Raw genomic sequence first — 25,076 nt, 5'->3', positions numbered from 1 at the left:
TCGGCTCGTCAGGCGGTCAGCTCAGCTGGGTGAAGTAGTCGTACGCCTTGGGCAGCACCTGGGTCAGCCGCTGTGTCTTCTCCCGGATCTGCTCGAACTCCCGCTGGGCGGCGGCGCCGTCGGCCAGGGCCAGCGCGGGCGACGGCTTGAGGTCGATGCCGCCCATGCCGAGCAGGATGCACATGTACGAGTACGGCGGGAGCCCGTGGTAGTAGGGGTAGACCGTCTCCGAGTCGGGAAGCTGCACCTTCCACTTCTCGATGCGCTCGGCCAGGGAGTCGGGGATCTGCCGGGTCTTGGTGTCGCGCCAGTACTGCGTGTCGTTGCGCTTGGCCGCCACGTAGTGCAGCACCAGAAATTCCCGTACACCGTCCATTACATGGGCGATGGCATTGTTGTACAGGTCGCGGTGCGTGGCGTTCCAGTCCGCGGCCGGGAAGTTCTTGACGAGCTGCTCGATGGCGTGGTGGATGAAGAAGATTCCGGTGGATTCCAGCGGCTCGACGAAACCGCTGGAAAGCCCGATGGCCACGCAGTTCTTGACCCAGGAATTCTGGCTGCGGCCGATGCGCATACGGATGTGATTGGCCTCGACATCGGCGGCGGCGGGTCCGACGAATTCACGGAGCGTACGCTCCGCCTCCTCCGGTGAGAGGTAGTCCTTGGCGTACACGTAACCGGTTCCGACGCGGCCCGTCAGCGGAATCGTCCAGATCCATCCGGCGTCCTGGGCGGTCGCCGTGGTGCACGGGAGAATGCCGCGGCGCTCCATGTCCATGGGCACCTGGAGCGCGACCGCGCTGTCATTGGGAAGGGTGTCCTGGTAGGAGATGAACGGCTCTTCCAGGGCCTGGTTCAGCAGCAGGCCGCGGAATCCGGTGCAGTCGATGAACAGGTCGCCGGTGATCTCGCCGTGCTCGGCCGTGCGCACATGGGTGATCCAGCCGCGGTCGTCCAGGGAGACCTCGCGGACGTCGTCCACGATGTGCGTGACGCCGCGCTCGACGGAATACGTCGTCAGGTACTTGGCGAGCAGCGCGGCCTCGAACTGGTACGCGTACGGGAACTGCGTCTTGCCCTGGTGCTCGGACATCGTCAGGCCCTGCATCTCGTCCGCGCGCTCGTCGAAGGGCTGGTCGATCAGGCTGCCGTCCCGGTGGCGCGGGCTCAGGCCGGCGTCGATGACGGAGGCCATCACGAAGCAGTCCTTGTCGAACCGGTCCGTCGGGCCCTGCTTGAGCCACCAGTCGGTGAGCGGGAAGCCGTTGACCGACCGCATCTGCTCGAAGGGGTGGTAGAAGTAGTGCCCCTTCTCGCGCCAGTTCTCGAACCGGACGGCGAGCTTGTACGTGGCGTTGCAGGCCGGCATCCAGTCCTTCTCCTTGAGTCCCAGGAACTCGAAGAAGTGGCGGATGTCGCTGAACGTGGCCTCGCCGACGCCGACCGCGCCGATGTTCCCGGATTCCACGAGCGTGATGTTTATTCGGTCACCGAACGCGGCCTTGAGATAGGAGGCCGTCATCCAGCCCGCCGTCCCGCCGCCCACGATCACTACGTTGTTGAGCACTGATTACTCCCGTCGGTAGCTCCACGAGTTCCGGTTCCGGAAGGCCGGATGTCCGGTCGCCGATGGCACCGGCCCGACCGTGCATTCCTCGGGGTGGCGCCACCGATGAAGAACCCTAGGCAGATGGGGAAGGGCGGAACAGATCATTAAGTGTTGGACGAAAATCGCAGGCCGCCACCGCGCTTGACGCGACGTCAGCACTGTGTCAGCGGGAAGCGGCAACATTGCCGCGCGAATGGTGGCGGGCGTCGGCCGAGTGGCGTACCGCACCGGGGTGGCAACAGGTCGCCCGCCTACTGCAATGGAGTTGTGCATGACACAGCAAGTCCATGTCCCGCCGTTCGCCGTGATTCCCGGCGCCCAGGTGGACCGTGTGCTGTCCGGCAACGAGAAGGGCACCGTCGACCTGGTGGAGGCGGCGTACCGGGTGCACGGCGAAGGCGACACGGTCAACCCGCCCTCGTACTTCCTGCGCTTCCCCGACCGCCCCTCCGCACGCATCATCGCCCTGCCCGCGTCGATCGGCGGCGGTACGCGGGTCGAGGGGCTGAAGTGGATATCGAGCTTCCCGCAGAACGTGGGCCGCGGCATCCCCCGCGCCTCGGCGGTGCTGGTGCTCAACGACTACGACACGGGCTACCCGTTCGCCTGCCTGGAAAGCTCCATCATCAGCGCGGCCCGCACCGCCGCCTCGGCCGCGCTGGCGGCCGACCGGCTCTCCCGCGACCGCACCCGGCCGGCCCGGGTCGGCTTCGTCGGGACCGGGCTCATCGCCCGGCACATCCACACCTACCTGGCCCGGACCGGCTGGGACTTCGACGAGGTGGGCGTCCACGATCTGTCCGCCGAGCACGCCGCCGGCTTCCGCTCGTACCTGGAGGCGAGCGGCGCCCGTGGCCGGATCACCGTGCACGAGCGTGCCGAGGACCTGGTGCGCTCCAGCGACCTGGTGGTGTTCGCGACGGTCGCCGCGGCCCCGCACGTCACCGACCCGGACTGGTTCACGCACAACCCGCTCGTCCTCAACGTCTCGCTGCGCGACCTCGCTCCGGAGGTGCTGCTCGCCTCGGCGAACGTGGTCGACGACATCGAGCACTGCCTGAAGGCCGACACCTCCCCGCACCTGACCGAAAAGCTCACCGGCGGGCGGGACTTCATCGACGGGACGCTGTACGACGTGCTGACCGGGCGGCTGACCGTGCCCGCCGACCGGCCCGTGGTCTTCTCCCCGTTCGGGCTCGGCGTCCTCGACCTCGCCGTCGGCAAGCACGTGTACGACATGGTGCGCGCCGGCGGGGACCTGCACGTCGTCGACGGCTTCTTCCACGAGATCGACCGCTACGGACGCGCCGGCGAGGCCGGCGGCCGTACCTGAGAAGGGGTGGTCGCAGTGCCCGTGATCACCGCGCCGGAGGACTTCCATGTGGACGATCTCTACGTGGACCTCCGGCCGGCCCTCGACACATCGCTCTACCTGAAGTGCGAGGGCTTCAACTTCGCCGGCTCCATCAAGCTGAAGGCGGCGGCGTCGATGATCGCCGACGCCGAGAGCAGAGGTGTGCTCACCGGCGACTCGGTCATCGTGGAGTCCTCGTCGGGAAACCTCGGCGTCGCCCTGAGCATGATCGCGGCCGACAAGGGTTACCGCTTCCTGTGCGTCACGGACACCCGCTGCAACCTGGTCACCCGGCGGCTGATGGAGGCGATGGGCGCCCAGGTGCACATCATCACCGAGCCCCATCCGGAGACCGGGTTCCTGGGCGCCCGGCTCGACCACGTACGCCAGCTCTGCGCGTCCGACGACCGCCACCTGTGGCTGAACCAGCACGCCAACCCGTACAACTGGCTGGCCCACTACCGGACGACGGCCCCCTCCATCGCCACCCACTTCCCCGACCTCGACGTGCTGTTCGTCGGCGCGGGCACCACGGGCACGCTCATGGGCTGTGCGCGCTACTTCAAGGAGTCCGGCCGTCCGGTGACGGTGGTGGCCGTCGACTCGGTCGGCTCGGTCACCTTCGGCGGCCCGCCGGGGCTGCGGATGATCCCGGGGCTGGGCGCGGGCGTACGGCCGCAACTGCTCGACGAGTCGTTCGTGGACGACGTGGTGCACGTCCCGGAGGTGGAGGCGATCCGGGTCGCCCACCGGCTGGCGACGGCCGGCTTCCTGTTCGGCGGCTCCACCGGGACGGTCATCGCGGGGGCCTCGGGCTGGCTCGCGGAGCACCGGCCGGACGGGCGGGCGACGGCGGTGGCGATCTCGCCGGACCTGGGGGAGCGGTACCTGGACTCGGTGTACCAGACCAACTGGGTCAGTGACATCTATGGCTCGCACGTGCTGGACCGGGAGGCGCTCCGGTCCCGCTGACGACCCGTCGCCGCAGGACGTGCTCCGGTCCGCTGACGGCCCGTCGCCGCAGGTCAGCACGGCTCCCGTCGCCCACAGGCGAGGGGAGCCGTGTCGTTGTGCCCGCTTCCGGGAGGCGTCGGGACCGCGCCAACCGGAACCGATCCGGCCACCGTACGGGCTTACGGTTGACGCATCTCACCATCACCTGTCATCGTCGACTTACACCCGTTGGGCGGTCATGACGACCCTGAAGGAGCTGGGACAGTGAAGAAGCAGCCGATCACCGTGAAGGTGGCCAGCTGGAGCGCCTTACACCCGGGGCGTGCGATCGCCGCATGGTTCGCCTTCGTGGCCCTGTGCCTCGCCGTGGGCATCGCGGTGGGCACCAACAGCGCGGTCGCCAAGGACTACCAGGTGGGCGAGTCCGGCCGGGCCGAGGCCATCGCCACCGAGGCGGGCCTGGAGCGCAAGCCGACCGAGCAGATCATGTTCAGCGCCCGGTCCGGCGCGCTCGACCAGGCGAAGGCCCGCGAGGCGGCCCAGGACCTGACCGGCCGGATGAAGGGGCTGCCCGAGGTCCTCGAGGTCGAGGAGCCGGTGCTCTCCGAGAACGGCCGGATACTCATGGTCGAAGTGACCATGAAGGGCGTCAAGCGGGAGGCGATGAAGCACGTCGAACCGCTCCAGGAGCAGACGGCCGCCGTGCAGAAGGCCAATCCCGACCTCGTCGTCGAGGAGACCGGTGACGCCTCCGTCAGCAAGGGCCTGAACAAGCAGCGCAGCGACGACCTCGCCCAGACCGAGATGATCACCTTCCCGGTCACTCTGGTCACCCTGCTGATCGTGTTCGGCTCGCTGGTGATGGTCGGCGTCCCGCTGCTGCTGGCGCTCTCCTCGATCGCCGCCGCCGTCGGCCTGTCCATGGTGGTCTCCCACCTGATCCCCGACGCGGGCGTCGGCATGAACGTCATCCTGCTCATCGGCATGGCGGTCGGCGTCGACTACACGCTCTTCTACCTCAAGCGGGAACGCGAGGAACGCGACAAGGCGGCGGGCACGCTCAGCCCCGAGGCGCTCGTCGGCATCGCCGCCGCGACCGCCGGACGCGCCATCATCGTCTCCGGCCTCGCGGTGATCATCTCCAGCGCCACCCTGTTCCTGGCCACCGACATCATCTTCTCCTCGCTGGCCACCGCCACCATCCTCGTCGTCTTCGTCGCCATGGTGAGCTCGGTGACCGTCCTGCCCGGCCTGCTCGTCAAGATCGGCCGGCGCACCGACCGCCGCGCCGCCCGCGCCGCGGCGCGCGGCAAGCAGCTCCGCCAGCGCCACCCCGAGCGCACCGGCCGGGTGTTCACCGCGCTGCTGAACCCCGCGCGCAAGCACCCGGTGGCCACGCTGATCGTGTCCACGCTCGTCATGGTGGGCCTGGCGCTCCCCGCGTTCGGCATGGAGCTGCGCGTACTGAACAAGGACACGCACTCCCGGGCCATCCCCGAGATGCAGACCTACGACAAGCTCAACGACGCCTTCCCGGACCGCCGTTCCGAGCACTGGGTCGTCGTGCGTGCCGAAGACGACCGGAAGGCCGAGGTCGCCACGGCGCTGGACGCGCTCGCCCAGCGCGCCAAGGACGACCCGATGTTCTCCAAGAACCCCCCGGCCGTGGAGACGTCCGAGGACGGACGGGTCAGCGTGATGATCCTGGCCGTGCCGCACCGGCTCAGCTCGCCCGAGGCGGCCGGCTCCCTGGAGCACCTGCGCCAGGACTACCTGCCGGCCACGCTCGGCAAGGTGCAGGGCGCCGCGTACGGCGTGGACGGACCGGTCGCGGTCGACGTCGATTACCTCAAGCACCAGAACGACAAGCTGCCGATCGTCGTCGGGTTCCTGCTGCTGCTGACCTTCCTGATGACGGTGCTGGTCTTCGGCTCGATGGTCATCGGCCTGGTGGGCGTCCTGCTCAACCTGCTGTCCGTCGGCGCGGCCTTCGGCCTGGTGGTCGTCTTCTTCCAGTGGGGCCTGGCCTCCACCATCTTCGGGTTCGACGAAAGCGCGACCAACGCCATCGGCTCCCGCGTGCCCCTCTTCCTGTTCGTGATCCTCTTCGGCCTGTCGATGGACTACCAGGTCTTCGTCGTCAGCCGCATCAAGGAGGCGGCGCTGAACGGGGTGCCCACCCGGCAGGCGGTCCTCGACGGCATCGAGAAGTCCGCCAAGGTCGTCACCAGCGCGGCCATCGTGATGGTCACCGTCTTCGCCAGCTTCATGTTCCTGCACCTGGCCGAGATGAAGCAGATCGGCTTCAGCCTCGCGGTCGCCGTCCTCCTGGACGCCTTCATCATCCGCGTCATGATCCTGCCCTCGGCCCTGATCCTGCTGGGTGACGCGAGCTGGTGGCCCTCCACGAAGATGCGGCGCGCCCGGCGCGCCGCCGCACCGGGAACCGGTGAGGGCCACCCGGCCACCACCACCGCCCCGGCGGCTCACCTCCGCTAGCCGCCGGCCCACAGACGGGCGCCGGACCGGGTTCCCCCGCCGGTTCGGCGCCTGTTCCCGTTAGCCCCATACCATTCCGGTACGCGAACAGCACCGAGATGGTATTTCCTCCGGTCGAGTGATCCTGGGCAGAATTTCCAGCGGTTGCCGATATCTATGGGGGTTTGAGGACGTGGAGATCAACCTGCTGGGATCGCTTTACCTGACACAAGGGCGCGAGCAGTACGCCATGGCATCGAAGCGGGCAAGCGTCGTATTGACGCTGCTGGCGCTCTCGCCCGGGACGCCGGTGCTCTTCGACCAGATAGTGGACGAGTTATGGGCGGACCGGTCGATGACCAACGCGCGCAACGCGCTCCAGGCCAACGTCGGACGACTGCGCAAATTCCTGAAGATGGTCACGGGCCGGGACGGCGACGCACTCGTCCGAACTGTGGGCAGCGGTTACGTCCTCGATGTCCCGGCCAATGTCGTGGACGCGCACAGGTTTGTCGATTTGGCCGATACGGGCGCCGCACTCGTCCAGCGGAGCCCGGTCGAGGCCATCATGTGGCTCGAATCGGCACTCTCCCTGTGGCGTGGACCCGCGCTCCTCGACACCTGTGACGGCCTGCGCTGCCGGGTCCGGGCGGCCCACCTGGAGGAGCGCCGGATCACCGCGTACGAGGACCTCACGGCGGCCAGACTGCGGGTCGATGCGGAACGCGTTCCCCTGGCCGAATTGCGCCAACTTGCCATGGAACACTCGGGTCGAGAGCGGCTCAGCGAGCTGCTGATGCTCGCGCTCTACCGCGACGGCCGGCAAGCGGAGGCCCTCGAGGTCTTCCACGGCGCGCGCCGCCGCCTCGCCGACGACCTCGGCCTGGAGCCCGGGCGCGGGCTGCACCGCGCCTACCAGGCGATCCTGACCCAGGACGACGTCCTGGGGGAGCCGCGCCAAGTCCTGCTCCACGCCGGCCGCGGATAACCGCGTTCCGGGCCCCACGGTCCGTTCCGTCCGATCCATGTTCACACCCCATTCATTCGGGGCAAACCTTGTGAAGTCCCCGTGGAGGAAAGTGTGGTGGACGTGCTCTGGGTGTCCTGTTAGCGTGTGAATCACCTCGGTATTTTCATGCCGAGGTATCGCACGTTGAGCATTCGGGCGCCACGGGGGTACTGTGAACATAGAGCTACGGCATGCCAGAATAGTCACCGTCATAGACCGGGTCGGGAGTATTTCGAAGGCGGCCACCGAGCTGAGCGTCCCGCAATCCAGCTTGACCGCTCAGTTGAGACGAATTGAAAATGCCGTGGGTGGCAAGTTATTCTTACGGTCCAGCGCCGGTGTCGTGCCCACCTCGCTGGGTGAACGGCTCATTCCCATGCTGACCGAACTTGTCCAGCGCGCCGACATGGTCATTGTCGAGGCGGCAGCCCACGCCTCGAAGGTCTTCCGGTTCGGAAATTCGGAATGGACGCCACCGTCCCTGCACAGCGCCCTCCAGTCCTCCCTGCCCTCCACGGAGGTGCAGACCGAGACGCTCAGCCCCGCCGCCGCCGTGGACGCGGTGCGCCGCGGCTGGCTCAGCGCCGCGCTGGTGCCCTGCATGTCCCTCGTGGAACCGGACGACACCACCGAACCGGCCCTCGACACCGCCGTCATCGTGCGCGAACCGGTCTGGCTCGCCGTGCCCCGGGGCCATCCGCTGTCCGACGAGCCGGCCGTGGAGACCCGCCACCTCGCCTCCCTCAACTGGGTCCGCTACGCCCGCGACCACTGGTTCCACCCCATAGAGAAGCAGCTCTTCACCCGGTTCCCGCGCACCGAACCCGAAGTGCTGCACTACGTGGACGGCCACCACGAGGCGATGAGCTGGGTACGTGAGGCCAACGCGGCCGCCCTGACCACGCCCACCGGCGCCACCAGCGACGTCTCCCTCGTGCCCATCTCCCGGACGGAGAGCACCGAGATGGTGATGGTCTGGCGCAGCGGCTCCGTCGCCCGCGCCACCCTGGCCCGGCTCGTGGAGACCGTCCGCGGTTACTACTGCGCGTACGCCCGGACGATCCCCCGCTACTGGGACTGGATGAAGGAACACCCGGCCGACTTCCCCGAGTTGCTGCGCTACCTCAGGACCGTCTGAGCGCTGTCAGCCGGCCATCAGCCCGCTGTCAGGGTGGTTCGCCAGCATCGTCGGCATGACGACAGCGAACCGCGTGGACGCCGACGGCCGTGCCACGATCAAGGAAATCATCTGCGACATCCTCGAGATCGACGCGGAGGAGATGACCGACACCAGCCGCTTCAAGGAGGACCACGAGGCGGACTCGATGGGCGCCATCGAGATCCTCTCCCAGCTCGAGCGCGCCTTCGGAATCGACATCGACCAGGCCGAACTGGCCCGGATGGTCAACCTCGAAGGCGTCGTCACCGTCGTCGACGAAGCCGTGGCGGCCAAGGCGGCCTCCCACTAGGCATCGGCACCGGACGACGGGAGCGCAAGGTGTACGACAACGACCAGCGGCCGCCGCGCCGAGTGGTGATCACCGGGCTCGGCACGGTCAGCAGCATCGGGCTCGGCGTCGCGGCCTTCCTGGACGGACTGCGGTCCGGACGCAGCGGGGTCAAGCCCATCACCGCCTTCGACACGACGGGTTTCGCGCACGCCAACGGGTGCGAGGTCGACGACTTCGACCCGGCCGAGTGGATTCGGCGGGTCGACCCCGACGAGCTGGGGCGGGCCACACAGTTCTCGGTCGCCGCGGCCCACATGGCGGTGGCGGACGCGGGCCTGACCCTGGAGGAACTCAGGGAGCGCCGGGCGCTGGTCTCCGTCGGTACCACCGACGCGGAGTCCCGCGACCTCGACGCCCTCGTGGCCGTACAGCTCAAGGACGGCCCCGAACAGCTTCCGCCCGGCGTGGTGCGCCGGGCGCAGGCGGGCCGGCTGTCCACCGGCATCGTGCGGGAACTGGGCCTCACCGACGTGGAGGCCCTCACCATCCCCACCGCCTGCGCGGCCGGCAACTACGCCATCGGCAGCGGCTTCGACGCCATCCGCGGCGGTGAGGTGGAGGTCGCCCTGTGCGGTGGCGCCGACGCGGTGTGCCGCAAGACGTTCGCCGGGTTCTACCGGCTCGGCACCATCGCGCCCGAGGTGTGCCAGCCGTTCGACAAGGACCGCAAGGGCATCCTGACCGGCGAGGGCGCCGGCATCCTGCTGATGGAGAGCCTCGAGTCGGCGCGGGCGCGCGGCGCCCGGGTCTACGCCGAGGTCCTGGGGTACGGGCTCAACTGCGACGCCCACCACCCCGTCGCCCCGGACCAGGGCAGCCTGGCCCGGTGCATGGAGGTCGCGCACCGCAACGCGGGGGTCAAGCCCGAGGACATCGACTTCATCTCCGCGCACGGCACCGGCACCCGGGCCAACGACGTGACGGAGGCCGGGGCCATCCGGCAGGTCTTCGCCACGCCCCCGCCCACGATCTCCATCAAGTCGATGATCGGCCACTCCATGGGCGCGGCCAGCGCCCTCGCCTCCGCCGCCTGCGCGCTGGCCCTCACCGAGGACTTCATCCCGCCCACCATCAACCACCGGGAGACCGACCCCGAGTGCGGCCTGGACTGCGTGCCCAACGAGGCGCGGCCCGCCGAACTGAACGTCGTCCAGAACAACGCGCTCGCGTTCGCGGGCAACAACGCCGTGCTGATCCTCGGCCGTCACCGGGAGGCGGAGTGATGTCCCCACTGGTCCTCACCGCCTGGTCGGCGGTCTCCCCGTACGGCGTGGGCAGCGGGCCCTTCACCGAAGGCGTCAACTCCGGGCGCAGCGCCGTCGCGGCGCTGGACCGCACCCAGTTCCCCGGCCCCTTCGACCGGGGCGGTCTCGTCCCCGACTTCACCGCCGCCGAATACGTCGGCCGCAAGGGCACCCGGACCATGGACCGGGTGACGGCCATCGCGGTGACCGCGGTCGGCCGGCTGCTGGCGTCCTGCGACGCCGAACCGGTCCAGCGGCCCGAGCAGACCGCCCTCGTCCTGGGCACCGGCTCCGGCAGCGTCCAGAGCATCATGGACTTCACCCGGGACTCCCTCGCCGGCGAGCGCCCCTACCACGTCGACCCGGCCCGCTTCCCGAACACCGTGATGAACCGCGCGGCCGGGCAGAGCGCCATCTGGCACGGCATCAAGGGCCCCAACACCACGGTCGCGGGCGGCTGGCTCACCGGCCTGCTCGCCCTCAGCTACGCGGCGCGGCTGCACCGCGGCGGGCACTGCGCCCGGGTGCTGTGCGGCGCCGCCGAGGAGTACTCCACCCAGCGGGCCTGGCTGGAGTGGCACGGCCGCACCGCCGAGGAGCGGTCGGCACCGCTCGGCGAGGGCAGCGCGGTGTTCCTGCTGGAGACGCCCGAGGACGCGGCGGCCGCCGAACGGGCACCGCTGGCCACGGTCAGGACGACCCGCTTCCGGGCGTACGGGGAGCAGGGCGAGGCACGGGCCGCCCTCGCCGCCTGCGTACGCGACGCCCTCGAGACCACCGGCGTGGCCGCCGGGGACGTCCGCCTGGTGGCCCCGCTCGGCGCCGGCGGCGAGCTGGCCGCCCTGGAGGAGGCCGGTGTCACCGACGCGCTCGGCGCGACGGCCTTCCGGTGGATCCGCTGCCGCCCCCTGCTCGGCGACACCTCCGCCGCCTCCACCAGCCTGCAACTGGCCGCCGTCCTCGCCGCCGCCGGCGGGTCCGGCCTCGCGCCCGGCGAAGCGGCGCTGGTCACCGGTATCGAACGCGACGGCACCGTGGGCTGCGCCCTGCTGTCCGGCGCCTGACCGCGACCACCACCGCCACCCCCACCCCCCGCGGCCCCGGCCGCCCGGGGCCGGCCGCCCCGGGTACGCCGGGGCGGCGGCCCGCCCGCGCGCGGAAGGCACCACGTCACAGTCAAGGAGACATCAGCATGTCAGCGAACGACCGCCCCGTCGCCCTGGTGACCGGAGGCTCCCGGGGGATCGGCCGCCACGTGGTGACCCGGCTCGCCCGGGACGGGTACGACGTGGCGTTCTGCTACCAGTCCAACAAGGAGGCCGCCGACGCCGTGGCCGAGGAGGCCGGCGCGGCCGGGGCGCGGGTGCACACCGCGCAGGTCGACGTGGCGGGGCACGACGCCGTGCGCGGCTTCGTCCGCGACAGCGAGAAGGCGCTGGGCCCGCTGAGCACCGTCGTCTCGTGCGCCGGCATCGTGCGCGACAACCCGCTGGTCATGCTGGCCGAGGAGGACTGGGACGCGGTGCTGAGGGTCAACCTCGACGGCACCTACAACGTCTGCAAGGCCGCCGTGTTCGCCATGATGAAGCGCCGCACCGGATCGGTGATCACGCTGTCGTCCGTCGCCGGCGTGTACGGCAACGCCACTCAGACCAACTATTCGGCCACCAAGGCCGGGATCATCGGCTTCACCAAGGCGCTGGCCAAGGAGTCCGGCCGCTACGGCATCCGTGCCAACGCCGTCGCCCCCGGCTTCATCGAGACCGACATGCTCTCCGGCCTCGCCGACGACCACGTGGCGAAGATGACCGAACGCATCCCGCTCGGCCGGTTCGGCCGGCCCGAGGAGGTCGCCGACCTGGTCGCCTTCCTCGCCTCCGACCGTGCCACCTACATCACCGGCCAGGTCTTCGGCGTCGACGGCGGCCTCGTCGTCTGAAGCCCACCACCCACACCGGAAGGCGGGACACCACCATGCCCAAGAAGAACAAGACGCCGCGCTTCTACTTCTCGCTGCGCAGCCCCTACTCCTGGCTCGCGTACGCGGAACTGACCACCCGGCACCCGGAACTGGCCGACCGGCTCCAGTGGGTGCCGTTCTTCGAACCGGACCCCGAGAGCGCGCGCCTCCTCACCGAGGGCGGCGGCACCTTCCCGTACTCCGAGATGTCCCGGGAGAAGAACCGGTACGTCCTCCAGGACGTCGGCCGCCTCACCAAGGCCCGCGGCATCACCGTGACCTGGCCCGTCGACCGCGCGCCGGTGTGGGAGGTGCCCCACCTCGGCTACCTCGTCGCCGCCCGCGAGGGGCGCGGCCAGGACTACATCGCCGCCTGCTACCGGGCCCGCTTCGGCGAGGGCCGCGACATCTGCGACCGCGCCACCATCGCCGCCATCGGCGACCGGCTCGGTCTCGACCCGGAGCGGCTCGCCGGCGCGAGCGACGACCCCGAACTGCGCGCCGAGGGGGTCCGCGCCCTGCTCGACGTGTGCCGGGACGGGGTCTTCGGCGTGCCGTTCTTCGTGCACGGCTTCACCCGCTTCTGGGGCCTCGACCGGTTCGACGCCTTCGTCGAGCACCTCCGCTCCCAGGCACCGCCCGCCACCTCCGTGCCCGAGCCGCTCGTCGGCGCGGTCGGCCTCGGCCGGTCGGCCGACGACGGCCACGCGGGCGGTTGCGGCTGACGGGCGTCAGCCCTGAATCAGCCCGCTGTCAGCGGGCTCGTCGACGATCGACGGTGTGAACTCGATGACCTTCGCTAGGGGATTGGTATGACGACTCAACGCCACACGGCCGGCCTGCCGCTCACCGCTGGGCAGAAGGACATCTGGTTCGACGAGAAGCTGTCCGGCGGCGGTGCCACCTACAACACCGCCATCTACTGGGACATCCGCGGGCCGCTCGACCAGCGGGTGTTCCGCGCCGCGCTGGAACGGCTCGTGGCCGAGTCCGAGTGCCTGCGCGCCCGCTTCACCGACGTGGACGGCGAGCCCCGCCAGTTCGTCGAGGAGCTCACCGAACTGCCGCTGACCGTCACCGACGTCAGCGGCGCCGACGACCCGGCCGAGGCGGCCCGCGCGGCCATCCGCGACGACCTGCGCGTACCGCTCGTGCCGACGGCCGAGCCGTACGTGCCGCTGTTCCGCCTCAGCGTGTTCACCCTCGCCGCGGACCGCACCTTCTTCTGCCTGCTCAACCACCACCTCGTCTCCGACGGGTTCAGCTACGTCATCTACTGGCAGCGGCTGTCCGCCATCTACGCGGCGATGCTCGCCGGGACCTCCCTCGACGAGGGCCGCTTCCCGCCGCTGAGCACCCTGATCGACGCCGAGGCCGCCTACGGTGACTCCCCGCGCGCCGAGCGCGACCGCGCCTACTGGGAGGAGCGGTTCGCCGACCGCCCCGAGCCCGTCAGCCTCGCCACCCGCGACACCGAGCCCGCCCAGGGGTTCCGTCGCGAGGAGACCGTCCTGCCGGAAGGCACCGCCGACCGGCTCCGCGCCGTCGCCTGGGACGCGCGGGTCACCTGGCAGACCGTGCTGGTCGCCGCCCTCGGCGCGTACACCCGGCGGATGGCCGGCACCGACGACGTCATCCTCTCCCTGCCCGTCACCGCCCGGGTCGGCGGCACCATGCAGGGCATACCCGGCATGGTCGTCAACTACGTGCCGCTGCGGCTGCCCGTGACACCCGGCTTGACCCGCGGCGACCTGCTGGCCGCCACGTACACCGCCTTCTCCCAGGCGCTCAAGCACCAGCGCCACCGGGTCAGCCGCATCCGCCGCGCCATGGGCCTGGCCAGCGACGACCGGCGGCCGTTCGGGCCGTTCATCAACATGATGCCGCAGATCGAGAAGCTGACCATCGGCCCCTGCGACGCCACGCTCTACAGCCCCTCCACCGGCCTCGTCGACGACCTGGAGTTCACCGTCGCCGACAAGGGCGCCGACGGCATCGGCGTCGACCTCAGCGGCAACGAGGCCCGCTACGAGCAGGCCGAGGTCCGCGCCCACCTGCGGCGCTTCACCGACTTCCTGGACCGGTTCGTCACCGCGGCCGCCGACGCGCCGCTCGACACCCTCGACCTGCTCGCCCCCGGCGAATCCGCCCTGCTGGACGCCGCCCTGACCGGTCCCGTACGCGCCGAGCCCTACCGAGGCGTCGTCGAGCGCGTACGGGACCACGCCACCACCCGCCCCGCCGCACCGGCCGTCACCGACGACGGCGGCACCCTGACGTACGCCGAACTCACCGGCCGGGCCAGCGCCCTGTCCCGGCGCCTCGCGGACGGCACCGGACCGGTGGCCCTGCTCACCGGACCCGGGCGCGACTTCCTCACCGCCGAACTCGGCGTGCTCGGCTCCGGCCGCGCCTTCCTGCCCCTCGACCCGCGCGCCCCGCTGGCCCGCCTCACCGGCCTGCTCACCGACAGCGGCGCCACCTGCGTGCTGACCGACACCACGCACCACGCCCTGGCCCGGCAGGCGGCCGGCGAGCTGCCCGTACTGCTCCTGGACGGCGCCCAGGACCCCGCCGACGACCTCGCCCCCGTCATCGGCGGGCCGCTGGACCTGGCGTACGTCATCTACACCTCCGGCTCCACCGGCAAGCCCAAGGGCGCCATGGTGCAGCGCGGCGGCATGATCAACCACCTGCTCGCCAAGGTCGAGGAACTGGGCCTGGACCACACCGACGCCCTCGTCCACAACGCGCCCGTCACCTTCGACGTCACCGTCTGGCAGACCCTGACGACCCTGCTCGTCGGCGGCCGCGTCCGTGCCGTCTCCCGCGACGACGCCGCCGACCCCGACGCCCTGTTCGGCGTCATCGCGGCCGAGCGCCTCACCGTCCTGGAGGTCGTGCCGTCCCTGCTGCGCGCCACCCTGGACGCCTGGGACACCACCGGCCACGCGCCCGAACTGCCCGCCCTGCGCTGGATGATCTCCAACGGCGAGGCCCTTCCCGCCGACCTGTGCGCCCGCTGGTTCGCCCGCCACCCGCACATCGCGCTGGCCAACGTCTACGGACCCACCGAGTGCTCCGACGACGTCACCCACGCCTACGCCCGCACCGCCGCCGACGTCCGCGCCGACGACGCCTCCATGCCCATCGGCCGCCCCCTGCGCAACACCCGGCTGTACGTCCTCGGCGACGACCTGCGGCCCGTCCCGCAGGGCGTCCCCGGCGAACTGTTCATCGCCGGCACGGGCGTCGGCCGCGGCTACCTCGGCGACCCCGGCCGCACCGCCACCACCTTCGTACCCGACCCGTTCGCCGCCGACGGCACCCGCATGTACCGCACCGGCGACCAGGTGGTGCTGCTCGCCGACGGGCAACTGCTGTTCACCGGGCGCCGCGACCACCAGGTCAAGATCCGGGGCCAGCGCATCGAGCTGGGCGAGGTCGAGGCCGCCCTGCGGGCCCTGCCGTCCGTCGGTGACGCCGTCGCCGCCGCCGTCACCGACCCGGCCGGCCACCAGCGGCTGGTCGGCTACGTGGTCACCGACGCCGACACCGCGGCCGTCCGCGAGCGGCTCGCCGAGGTGCTGCCCGAGCAGCTGGTGCCGTCGCTGCTGCTCGCCCTGCCCGAGCTGCCCCTGACCCCGCACGGCAAGGTCGACCGCAAGGCCCTGCCCGCCCCCGACTTCAGCACCGTCCACACCGGCGGCGCGCCGCGCACCGACGCCGAGCGCATCCTGTGCGGCGTGCTCGCCGAGGTCCTCGGGCTGCCCCGGATCGGCGTCGACGACAGCTTCTTCGCCCTCGGCGGCGACAGCATCAGCGCCATCCAGGTCGTCAGCCGCGCCCGCAAGGCCGGCCTGGCCGTCACCTCCCGGGACGTCTTCCAGCACCGCACCCCCGCCGCCATCGCCGCCGTCGCCCACCTGACGGGGCAGCGGGCGGAGGCGGTCGTCGAGGACGGCGTCGGCGAGATCCCGCTGACCCCCGCCATCGACCAGTTCCGCGAGGAGGTCTCCCACCTCCCCGCCGCCACCGGCCAGTACGCCCAGTACGTGACCGTCTCGGTGCCCGACGGCGCCGACCCGGCCCGCCTGGAGGCCGTCATCGGCGCCCTCCTCGACCGGCACGACGCGCTGCGGATGCGGCTGACCGCGCCCGTCCCGGGCCTGTGGAACCTGGAGGCCCTCCCGCCGGGCGCCGTCACCGCCTCCGACGTGCTCAGCACCGTCCCGGTGCCGGGCGGCGCCGACCCGGACGCGGTCCTCGCCGAACAGATCGAGGCCGCCCGCACCGCGCTGAGCCCCGAGGACGGCCGGCTCGTACGTGCCGTGCTCCTCGACCCCTCGCCCGCCGGGCCCCGCCGGCTGCTGCTGGTCATCCACCACCTGGCCGTCGACGGGGTGTCCTGGCGCATCCTGCTCGGCGACCTGGAAGCCGCCTGGCACGCCGTCGCCGCGGGCCGAGACATCCGCCTCGACCCGGTCCCCACCTCGTACCGGCGCTGGGCGCGCACCCTCACCGATCACGCGCGCACCGCCGCCCGCGTCGCCGAACTCCCGCTGTGGAACGCGCAGTACGAGGGCGACGCCGCCGAACTCGGCGACCGCCCCCTCGACCCGGCCCGCGACGTCCACGGCACCGCCGGCCGGCTGCGGATCGAGCTGCCCGCCGACCGGACGGAAGCCGTCCTCACCCGCGTACCCGCCACCTTCCACGCCGAGGTCAACGAGGTCCTGCTCACCGGCCTCGCCCTCGCCCTCACCGACCACGAACGCCGCCGCACCGGCCGCACCGCCACCCGTGCCCTGGTCGAGCTGGAGGGCCACGGCCGCGAACACCTCGGTGACGACACCGACCTGTCCCGTACCGTCGGCTGGTTCACCAGCGTCTTCCCCGTGGGCCTCGACGTCGGCGAGCTCGACCGGGCGTCCGTGTGGGACGGCGGCGACGCCTGCGGCACCGCGCTCAAGCGGGTCAAGGAGACCCTGCGCGCCCTGCCCGACCACGGCTTCGGCCACGGGCTGCTGCGCCACCTCAACCCCCAGACCGCCGGCGCCCTGGCCCGCCGCGCCACCCCCCGCGTCGGCTTCAACTACCTGGGCCGCTTCAGCACGGACACGGGCGGCGACTGGGCCATGCGGGCCGGCGCCTCCGGCCTCACCGCCGCGCCCGACACCCCGCTGCGGCACGCCCTGGAAATCGTCTCGATGACCGAGGACCGCCCCGAAGGGCCCGTGCTCGTCGCCGAATGGACCTGGGCGGACGGCCTCCTCGCCGAGGACGACGTCCGGCGCATCGCCGACGACTTCTTCCGCGCCCTCGGAGCCCTGGCCGACCACGCCGGCCGGCCCGGCGCCGGCGGCCGCACGCCCTCCGAGTTCCCCCTGGTCACCGTCTCACAGGCGGAGATCGAGGCGTACGAGAACGACACCGACGGGCTCCAGGACATCCTGCCGCTGTCCCCGCTCCAGCGCGGCCTGCTCTTCCAGGCCCAGTTCGACCGGCACGGCATGGACGCCTACACCCTCCAGGTCGTCATGGACGTCGACGGCCCGCTCGACCGGTCCGCGCTGCGCGCCGCCGTCGCCGCCCTCCTCGACCGCAACCCAGGCCTGCGGGCCGCCTTCCGCGAGCGGGACACCGGCGACCCGGTGCAGCTCGTCCCGGCCGCCGTCGAACTGCCCTGGACCGAGACCGACCTGACCGGCGTCCCGGCCGCGGACGTCGACGCCGAGATCGAGCGGCGCACCGACGAGGAGTGGCTCCACCGCTTCGACGTCACCCGAGCCCCGCTGACCCGCTTCACCGTGTACCGGCTGGGCGAGGACCGCCACCGCGTCGTGTGGACGGCGCACCACATCCTGGTCGACGGCTGGTCGCTGTCCGCCGTCCTCGCCGAAGAGCTGGTGACGCTCTGGTCCAACGGCGCCGACCCCTCCGCGCTGCCGCCCGTCGCCCCCGTACGGGCCTACCTGGAATGGTCCGCCGCCCAGGACAAGGACGCCGCGCGGGAGGCGTGGCAGAAGGAGCTGGCCGGCATCGACGAGCCGACCCGGCTCGGCCCCGCCGACCGCGGCCGTGTCTCCGTCCTGCCCGAGACCCTGGCCACCGACCTGCCGCAGTCGCTGACCGACGCCGTGACCGCCTGGGCCCACGCCCACGGCCTGACCATGAACACCGTCGCGCAGGGCTGCTGGGCCGTCGCCCTCGGGCGGCTCACCGGCCGGCAGGACGTCACGTTCGGCGCGGTGGCCTCCGGGCGCCCCGAGGAGCTCCCCGACGTCGAGCAGATGGTCGGCGCCTTCATGCACACCCTCCCGGTGCGCGTGAAGCTGGACCCGTCACTGACGCTCGAGGCGATGCTGGCCGACCTCCAGGACCGTCAGCTCCGCCTGGAGCGGCACCAGCACCTCGGCCTCGCCGACGTCCAGCAGGGCGCCGGGATCGGCGAGCTGTTCGACACGGTCGTCAGCTTCCACAACTACCCCTCCGGTGTGCTCGACCGCATCGGCGAGCGCATCCCCGGGCTGAGCATGCGCGCCTGGGAGGCCCGCGTCATCGCCGAATACCCCCTCGCCCTCGGGGTGTTCCCCGGCACGCGGGCCGGTGAGCCGATGCGTCTGGAGGCCCAGTACCGGCCCGACATCTTCGGCCCCGACGAGGTGGACGCGATCCTGCGGCGGTTCACCCGGGTCCTCCAGGCCCTCGCCGACGCACCCCGCACCACGCTCGGCACCCTCGACGCGCTCGGCGCCGACGAGCGCCGCCTGCTCCTCGACGACTGGTCCGGCGCGGCCGCCACGGCCGCCCCCGCCACCACGCGGGCCACCGACGTCTTCGAGGCCCGCGCCGCCGCCGCACCGCGCAAGGAAGCCGTCGTCCTCGGCGCCGACCAGGTGGCGTACGCGGAGCTCAACGCCCGCGCCAACCGCCTCGCCCGGCTCCTCGCCGACCGGGGCGTGGGCCCCGAGCAGGTCGTTGCCGTGATGCTGCCGCGCACCCCCGAGATGGTCGTGGCCGCCCTCGCGGTCCTCAAGGCCGGCGCGGCCTACCTGCCCGTCGACTCCGCCTACCCCGTGGACCGCATCACCTACATGCTCGGCGACGCCCGTCCGGTGGCCCTGCTCACCGACACGGCGACCGCCGGACGCACGGGCGCCCTCGGCGTCGACACCCTGGTCCTCGACGAGCCCGGAACGGCGGAGCGGCTCGCCGCCCTGCCCGGCACGGACCTCACCGACACCGACCGGGTGAGCCCGCTGCGGGCCGAGCACCCGGCGTACATCATCTACACCTCCGGCTCCACCGGCCGGCCCAAGGGCGTCGTCGTGGCCCACACCGGGCTGCTGGCCATGGTCACGAGCCTCGTCGAGCGCTTCGGGCTCGACTCCGGCACCCGGGTGCTCCAGTTCGCGTCCTTCAGCTTCGACGCCTCCGTCTGGGAGTTCATGCTCGCGCTGCTGACCGGCGGCACCCTGGTGATCGCCGACGAGGAGTGCCGCACCCCCGGCGCGCCGCTGGTCGACCTGATCAACCGGGCCCGCGTCAACCTCGCCGGACTGCCGCCCGTCGTCGTCGGCGGACTGCCCGACGGCAGCACCCTCCCCGCCGACCTGCGGCTGGCCGTGGCCGGCGAGGCCGTCCCCGCCGAGATCGTCGAACGCTGGGCCGGCCACGTCCGCCTCTACAACGGCTACGGCCCCACCGAGGCCGTCGTCAGCTCCACCGTCAGCGGCCCGCTCGGCGGCACCGGGCGCCCGCCCATCGGCCGCCCGACCACCGCCCACCGTGTCTACGTCCTGGACCGGCACCTGCGGCCCGCCCCCGTCGGCGTCGTCGGCGAACTGTACGTCGGCGGCGGCCTCGCCCGCGGCTACCTGGCCCGCCCCGAGCTGACCGTCCAGCGTTTCGTGGCCGACCCGTTCGGCCCCGCCGGGGAGCGCATGTACCGCACCGGCGACCTGGTGCGCTGGCTCCCGCACGGCGAACTGGACTACGTCGGCCGCGCCGACGACCAGGTCCAGCTCCGCGGCTTCCGCATCGAACTCGGCGAGATCACCTCGGCGCTGCTGGCCCAGACCGGCATCGACCAGGCCACCGTGGTCGTCCGCGAGGACGAGGCGGGCGACCGCCGCCTGGTGGCGTACGTCGTGGCCGCCGACCCCGCCGCGCTGTCCGACGCCTCACTCAGCGGCACCCTGCGCGACCGGCTCGCCCAGGTACTGCCCGACTACATGGTGCCCTCGGCGGTCGTCGCCCTGGAGGCCATGCCGCTCACCCCGCAGGGCAAGCTCGACCGCAAGGCGCTGCCGGCGCCCGACCTCGCCGGAGCCGCCCGGGGCCGTGTCCCGCGCACGCCCGTGGAGGAGATCCTCTGCGGCCTGTTCGGCGACATCCTCTCCGTACCGCACGTCTCCATCGACGACGACTTCTTCGAGATCGGCGGACACTCGCTGCTGGCCACCCGGCTGATCAGCCGCGCCCGCACCGCACTCGGCGTCGAGCTGCCGATCCGCGCCCTGTTCGAGGCACGGACGGTCAGCGCCCTCGCCGCCGTCGTCGAGGCCGCCGCCCACGCCCGGCCGCCGCTGCGGCCCGCGCCCGAGGACGCCGAACGCCCGCTGTCGTTCACCCAGCAGCGGCAGTGGTTCCTCAACCGGCGCCAGGAGCACGCCGACGGCACCTACAACACTCCGATGGCCTTCCGCCTGACGGGCCGGCTGGACACCGCCGCCCTCCAGGCCGCCCTGACCGACGTGGCCGAGCGGCACGAGGTCCTGCGCACCGTCATCCCCGACACCGACGGCGTGCCGTCGCTGCGGGTGCTCGACGCCCACGCCGGCGGACCGGTGCTCAAGGCCCGCACGGTCACCGGGGAGGGCCTGGCCGGAGCGCTGGCCGCCGAGGCCGACCAGGGCTTCGACCTCACCGCCGAACCACCGCTGCGCGTACGGCTGCTGTCCACCGGACCCGACGAGTGCGTACTGCTGCTGGTCTTCCACCACATCGCCTTCGACGGCTGGTCGATCGTGCCGCTGCTCACCGACGTGTCCACCGCCTACCGGGCCCGCTGCGCCGGGCGCGCCCCGCAGTGGGCGCCGCTGCCCGTGCAGTACTCCGACTTCGCGGTCTGGCAGCGCGAGCTGCTCGGCTCCGACGACGACCCGGACAGCGTCGTGTCGGGTCAGCTCGCCTTCTGGCGGGACGCCCTGGCCGGCCTGCCGGAGGAGCTCGCCCTGCCCACGGACTTCCCGCGCCCCGAGGTGGCCGGGTCCTCCGGTGACGTGGTGATGTTCGACCTGGAGCCCGAACTGCACGGCGCGCTGGCCGAGATCGCCCGGCAGACCGGCACGACCGAGTTCATCGTCTTCCAGGCCGCCCTGTCCGCGCTGCTCACCCGGCTGGGCGCCGGCACGGACATCCCGCTGGGTGTCTCGGTGGCCGGACGCACCGACGAAGCGCTCAACGACCTGGTCGGCATGTTCATCAACTCCCTGGTGCTGCGCGGCGACACCAGCGGCGACCCCACCTTCCGCGAGCTGCTCGACCGGCTCCGGGAGACCGACCTCGCGGCCTACTCCCACCAGGACGTGCCGTTCGACCAGGTCGTCGACGCGCTCAAGCCGGCCCGCTCGCTGTCCCGGCACCCGCTGTTCCAGGTGGTGCTGAGCGTGCAGAGCCACGGCGACCAGCCGCTGACCCTCCCCGGCCTCACGGTGAAGCCCGAGTACGTCGGCTCCGACCGGGCCAAGCTCGACCTGGTCATGGAACTGCTGCCGTGGCCCGGCGAGGGCGGCATGCGCGGCCTGTTCAACTACAGCACCGACCTGTTCACCCGGGCCACCGCCGAGCGCATGGTCGCGCAGTTCCAGCAGGTGCTGCGCACGGTGGCGGCCGACCCCGGCGTCCGGCTCAGCGGCCTGGAGCTGCTGACCGGCGAGGAGCGGGAGCGGGTGCTGCACACCTGGAACGACACCGCGCGCGAGCTGCCGCCGGTGACGCTGCCCGACCTGTTCGCCGAGCGGGCCGCCCTCACCCCGGACGCGCCCGCCGTGGGGACGGGCGCCCACGCCCTGACGTACGCCGACCTCGACGCCCGCTCCCACCGGCTGGCCCGCCACCTGATCGCGACGGGCGCCGGCCCCGAGCAGGTCGTCGCCGTCGCGGTGCCCCGGCCCGCCGACCGGGCGGTCGCCGTGCTGGCGGTGCTCAAGGCGGGCGCGGCCTACGTGCCGCTGGCGGCGGACGAACCGGCCGGCCGGGTCAAGGCCCTGTTCGCCGACACCCGCCCGGTGTGCGTCCTGACCACGGCGGGCCTCGCGGGCAGGCTCCGCAGCACCGGCGTGACCACCGTGGTCCTCGACGGGCCGGAGGTGCGTGCGGGCTCGGCCGAGCCGGTCACCGACGCCGACCGTACGAGTCCGCTCCTGCCGGAGCACGCCGCCTACCTCATCCGCACCGAGGACCCGGCGGGCCGCCCGCGCGGCACCGTCGTCGAGCACCGGGCGGCCGCCGGCCACCTCGCCTGGGCGCTGGAGACCGGCCGGGCCGCGTCCATGACCGGCCTGTTCGGCCCGCTGCTCGCCGGCACCGGTGTTCCGGCCGACGAGCCGCTGCCCCTGGACTGGGCGACGCCGCAGCCGGTCACGCCCGTCCCGGGCGCCTGGAACACCCGGGTGTACGTCCTGGACGAGTGGCTCAGCCCCGTACCGCCCGGTGTGTCCGGTGAGTTGTACGTCGGCGGATCGGTCCTCGCCCGCGGCTGCGCCGGCCGGCCCGGTGCCACCGCCGAGCGGTTCGTGGCCGACCCGTTCGGCCCGGCGGGCTCGCGGCTCCACCGGACCGGGGTGCGCGTCACATGGGACCAGGAGGGCAACCTGCTGGACCCCGGCGCGTCCACCGCTCCGGCACCCCTGGACGACACTGCCGCCGGGACGGGCGCCGAGCCCCTCAGCCCGGCGGAGGAGGTGCTCTGCGGGATCGTGGCGGACGTGCTGGGTGTGGAGGCGTTCGGTGCCGAGGAGAACTTCTTCGAGGCGCCGGGGGCGAGCATGGACAGCATGAAGTCGCTGCGGCTGGTGAGTCTGGCGCGCAAGGCGGGCTTGGAGGTCAGCATCGCGGACGTCTTCGTCCACCAGACGGTCCGCGCCCTCGCGGCGACCCTCACGGCGGAGCCCCCCGCCCCCGTCCCCGCTCCCGATCCGGCACCCGCCACCCCCCGCCACAGCACACGCATCATGGCGGACGCCATCGACGAGACCGACCGCCTCGAGCACGCCGACCCGTTCGCCCCCGTGCTGTGCATCAAGCCGACCGGCAGCCGCCCGCCCGTCTTCTGCCTGCACAGCGGCGTCGGCTTCGCCCTGTCGTACCTCCCGCTCACCCGGCACCTCGGCGAGGAGTACCCGCTGTACGGCATCCAGGCGCCCTGCGTCGTCGCCGGCGCGCCGCTGCCCGGCAGCATCGAGGAGATCGCGGCCGACTACATCCGGATGATCAAGGAGGTGCGGCCCGAAGGCCCGTACCACCTTCTCGGATGGTCCCTCGGCGGCCTGCTCGCCTACGAGATCGCCGTCCAGCTCCGGCTGGCCGGGGACGAGGTCGGCCTGGTCGCCAACCTGGACTCCTACCCGCGCACCGGCGTCAGCGACGAACGGGACGAACAGAGCCTGCTGGCCTGGCTGCTGGAGGGCATCGGGCACCACCGGTCCGAGTTCGGCGACCGAGACCTCGTCCCCGGGGACGTCCTCGACGCGCTGCGGCGCGACAACAGCCCGATGGCACGCATGGGGGAGCAGCGCATGACCCGCATGGTGGACCTGATGATCCACCACCAGTCGCTCAACACCCGCTACCGGCCCCGCGACTTCGACGGCACGATGCGGCTCTTCCTCGCCGAGCGGTCGGAGTGGGGCGAGGCCGGCACCGGCCAGGTGGAGAAGGGCCCCGACAAGGACCGGCTCTGGAAGCCGTACTTCAGCGGCGACCTGCGCGTGCACCGGCTCGACTGCACCCACGACGACATCCTCAACCCCGGCCCGCTCGCCGAGCTGGGCCCGGTCGTCGCCGCCGAGCTGGACCGGTTCCACCAGGAGCGGGACGGACGTGACGGCTCATGACGACGGCGACCTACGACGGAACCGGCCGCCCCGGCGCCCTGGGCGCCCTGCTCACCGAGGTCCTCGCCGTCACCGGCCGCCGGCTGCACCACCTGGGCCGGGCACCGGGACGCGTCGTCGGCGTGGCGCTCAGCCCTCTGGTGTCGATGGTGATGCTCGGCTACCTCTTCCGGGACGCCATCAGGCTCCCGGCGGGCGGGGAGTACGGCGAGTACGTCTTCGCCGGCGGCGCCGTCCAGGTCGCCCTGGCGTGCGTCGGGCCGACCGCGATCTCGGTCGCCATGGACTTCAAGGGCGGGCTGGTCGACCGGTTCCGGTCCCTGCCCATCAGCCGGTCCGCGGTGCTCTTCGGGCACACCCTCGCGGACCTGCTGGTGGGGCTCCTCGGACTGGCCGTCGTCACCGGCGCCGGGCTGCTGCTCGGCTGGCGGACGCGCACCGGGGTCCTGCCGACGCTCGCCGCGTTCGGGCTCATCGCCCTCTTCGTGTACGTGATGCTGTGGCTCGGCGTCCTGCTGGCGATGACCCTGCGCAACGTGGAGACCATCAGCGTCGTCACCCCGTTCATCGTCGTGGTCCTGCCGTTCCTGTCCAACGCCTTCCTCGCCCCGCAGTCCATGCCCGCGGCCATCCGCCCCGTCGCGGAGTGGAACCCGGTCAGCGCCGTCATCGCGGCCTGCCGCGACCTGTGGGGCAACCCGGCGACGTCGGGGGGCAGCTTCCCCGCCGAGCACCCGGTGGCCGTGGCCGCCGTGACGCTCGGCGTGCTGTTCGCCGTCTGCTCCGCCGTGAGCCTTCGCCGCTACCGCACCGCGGGCTCCTGAACCCGCCGCCT

General features: G+C 72.2%; 13 protein-coding genes and 1 pseudogene. 13 read left to right on the top strand and 1 reads right to left on the bottom strand.

Annotated features, from left to right (window positions below):
- Positions 1-16: 16 nt before the first annotated feature.
- Positions 17-1,567, bottom strand: a complete 1,551-nt coding sequence (locus ACZ6C1_RS10595; RefSeq protein ID WP_469239792.1) for a tryptophan halogenase family protein — start codon at positions 1,565-1,567, stop codon at positions 17-19.
- 313 nt (positions 1,568-1,880) lie between these two features.
- On the opposite strand from ACZ6C1_RS10595, the gene sbnB reads away from it, so the two are divergent.
- The 13 genes and pseudogenes from sbnB (at position 1,881) to ACZ6C1_RS10530 (ending at position 25,065) form a co-directional block, all read left to right on the top strand.
- Positions 1,881-2,942 carry a 2,3-diaminopropionate biosynthesis protein SbnB gene (sbnB, locus tag ACZ6C1_RS10590; protein WP_469239790.1) on the top strand — a complete coding sequence of 354 codons (1,062 nt, stop codon included), beginning with the start codon at positions 1,881-1,883 and terminating at the stop codon, positions 2,940-2,942.
- Between the two features lie 15 nt (positions 2,943-2,957).
- Complete coding sequence (sbnA, locus tag ACZ6C1_RS10585; RefSeq protein ID WP_469239788.1) at positions 2,958-3,935, top strand: 2,3-diaminopropionate biosynthesis protein SbnA; 978 nt, start codon at positions 2,958-2,960, stop codon at positions 3,933-3,935.
- Between the two features lie 246 nt (positions 3,936-4,181).
- On the top strand, positions 4,182-6,416 hold the full coding sequence (locus tag ACZ6C1_RS10580) for an MMPL family transporter (RefSeq protein ID WP_469239786.1): 2,235 nt from the start codon (positions 4,182-4,184) through the stop codon (positions 6,414-6,416).
- Between the two features lie 172 nt (positions 6,417-6,588).
- Positions 6,589-7,383, top strand: a complete 795-nt coding sequence (locus tag ACZ6C1_RS10575) for an AfsR/SARP family transcriptional regulator (protein WP_469239784.1) — start codon at positions 6,589-6,591, stop codon at positions 7,381-7,383.
- 193 nt (positions 7,384-7,576) lie between these two features.
- A pseudogene (locus tag ACZ6C1_RS10570) lies at positions 7,577-7,756 on the top strand (helix-turn-helix domain-containing protein); the annotation flags it as partial.
- Positions 7,757-7,780: 24 nt separating this feature from the next.
- Positions 7,781-8,542, top strand: a complete 762-nt coding sequence (locus tag ACZ6C1_RS10565) for a LysR substrate-binding domain-containing protein (RefSeq protein WP_469239882.1) — start codon at positions 7,781-7,783, stop codon at positions 8,540-8,542.
- Between the two features lie 55 nt (positions 8,543-8,597).
- The gene (locus tag ACZ6C1_RS10560) at positions 8,598-8,873 is read left to right on the top strand and encodes an acyl carrier protein (protein ID WP_126884013.1); all 276 of its coding nucleotides are present in this window, start codon (positions 8,598-8,600) and stop codon (positions 8,871-8,873) included.
- A 29-nt stretch (positions 8,874-8,902) separates the two neighbouring features.
- Positions 8,903-10,138 (top strand): beta-ketoacyl-[acyl-carrier-protein] synthase family protein, encoded by a 1,236-nt coding sequence (locus ACZ6C1_RS10555; protein ID WP_469239782.1) that lies wholly within the window; start codon positions 8,903-8,905, stop codon positions 10,136-10,138.
- A complete protein-coding gene (locus tag ACZ6C1_RS10550; RefSeq protein WP_469239781.1) occupies positions 10,138-11,223 on the top strand; it encodes a beta-ketoacyl synthase N-terminal-like domain-containing protein in 1,086 nt (361 codons plus the stop codon). The genes ACZ6C1_RS10555 and ACZ6C1_RS10550 overlap by 1 nt, the downstream gene beginning before the upstream one ends.
- 128 nt (positions 11,224-11,351) lie before the next feature.
- Positions 11,352-12,098: a 3-oxoacyl-[acyl-carrier-protein] reductase gene (fabG, locus tag ACZ6C1_RS10545; protein WP_469239779.1), complete on the top strand. Its 747-nt coding sequence runs from the start codon at positions 11,352-11,354 to the stop codon at positions 12,096-12,098.
- Positions 12,099-12,133: 35 nt separating this feature from the next.
- Positions 12,134-12,844: a DsbA family protein gene (locus ACZ6C1_RS10540; RefSeq protein WP_469239777.1), complete on the top strand. Its 711-nt coding sequence runs from the start codon at positions 12,134-12,136 to the stop codon at positions 12,842-12,844.
- A gap of 87 nt (positions 12,845-12,931) precedes the next feature.
- Positions 12,932-24,241, top strand: coding sequence for an amino acid adenylation domain-containing protein (locus ACZ6C1_RS10535; protein ID WP_469239775.1), 11,310 nt, complete (start codon positions 12,932-12,934; stop codon positions 24,239-24,241).
- A complete protein-coding gene (locus tag ACZ6C1_RS10530) occupies positions 24,238-25,065 on the top strand; it encodes an ABC transporter permease (protein WP_469239774.1) in 828 nt (275 codons plus the stop codon). The genes ACZ6C1_RS10535 and ACZ6C1_RS10530 overlap by 4 nt, the downstream gene beginning before the upstream one ends.
- Positions 25,066-25,076: the final 11 nt, after the last annotated feature.

The sequence above is a fragment of the Streptomyces sp. NPDC041796 genome (genome assembly GCF_055590785.1).
This window is presented reverse-complemented; position numbering and strand designations above follow the sequence as displayed.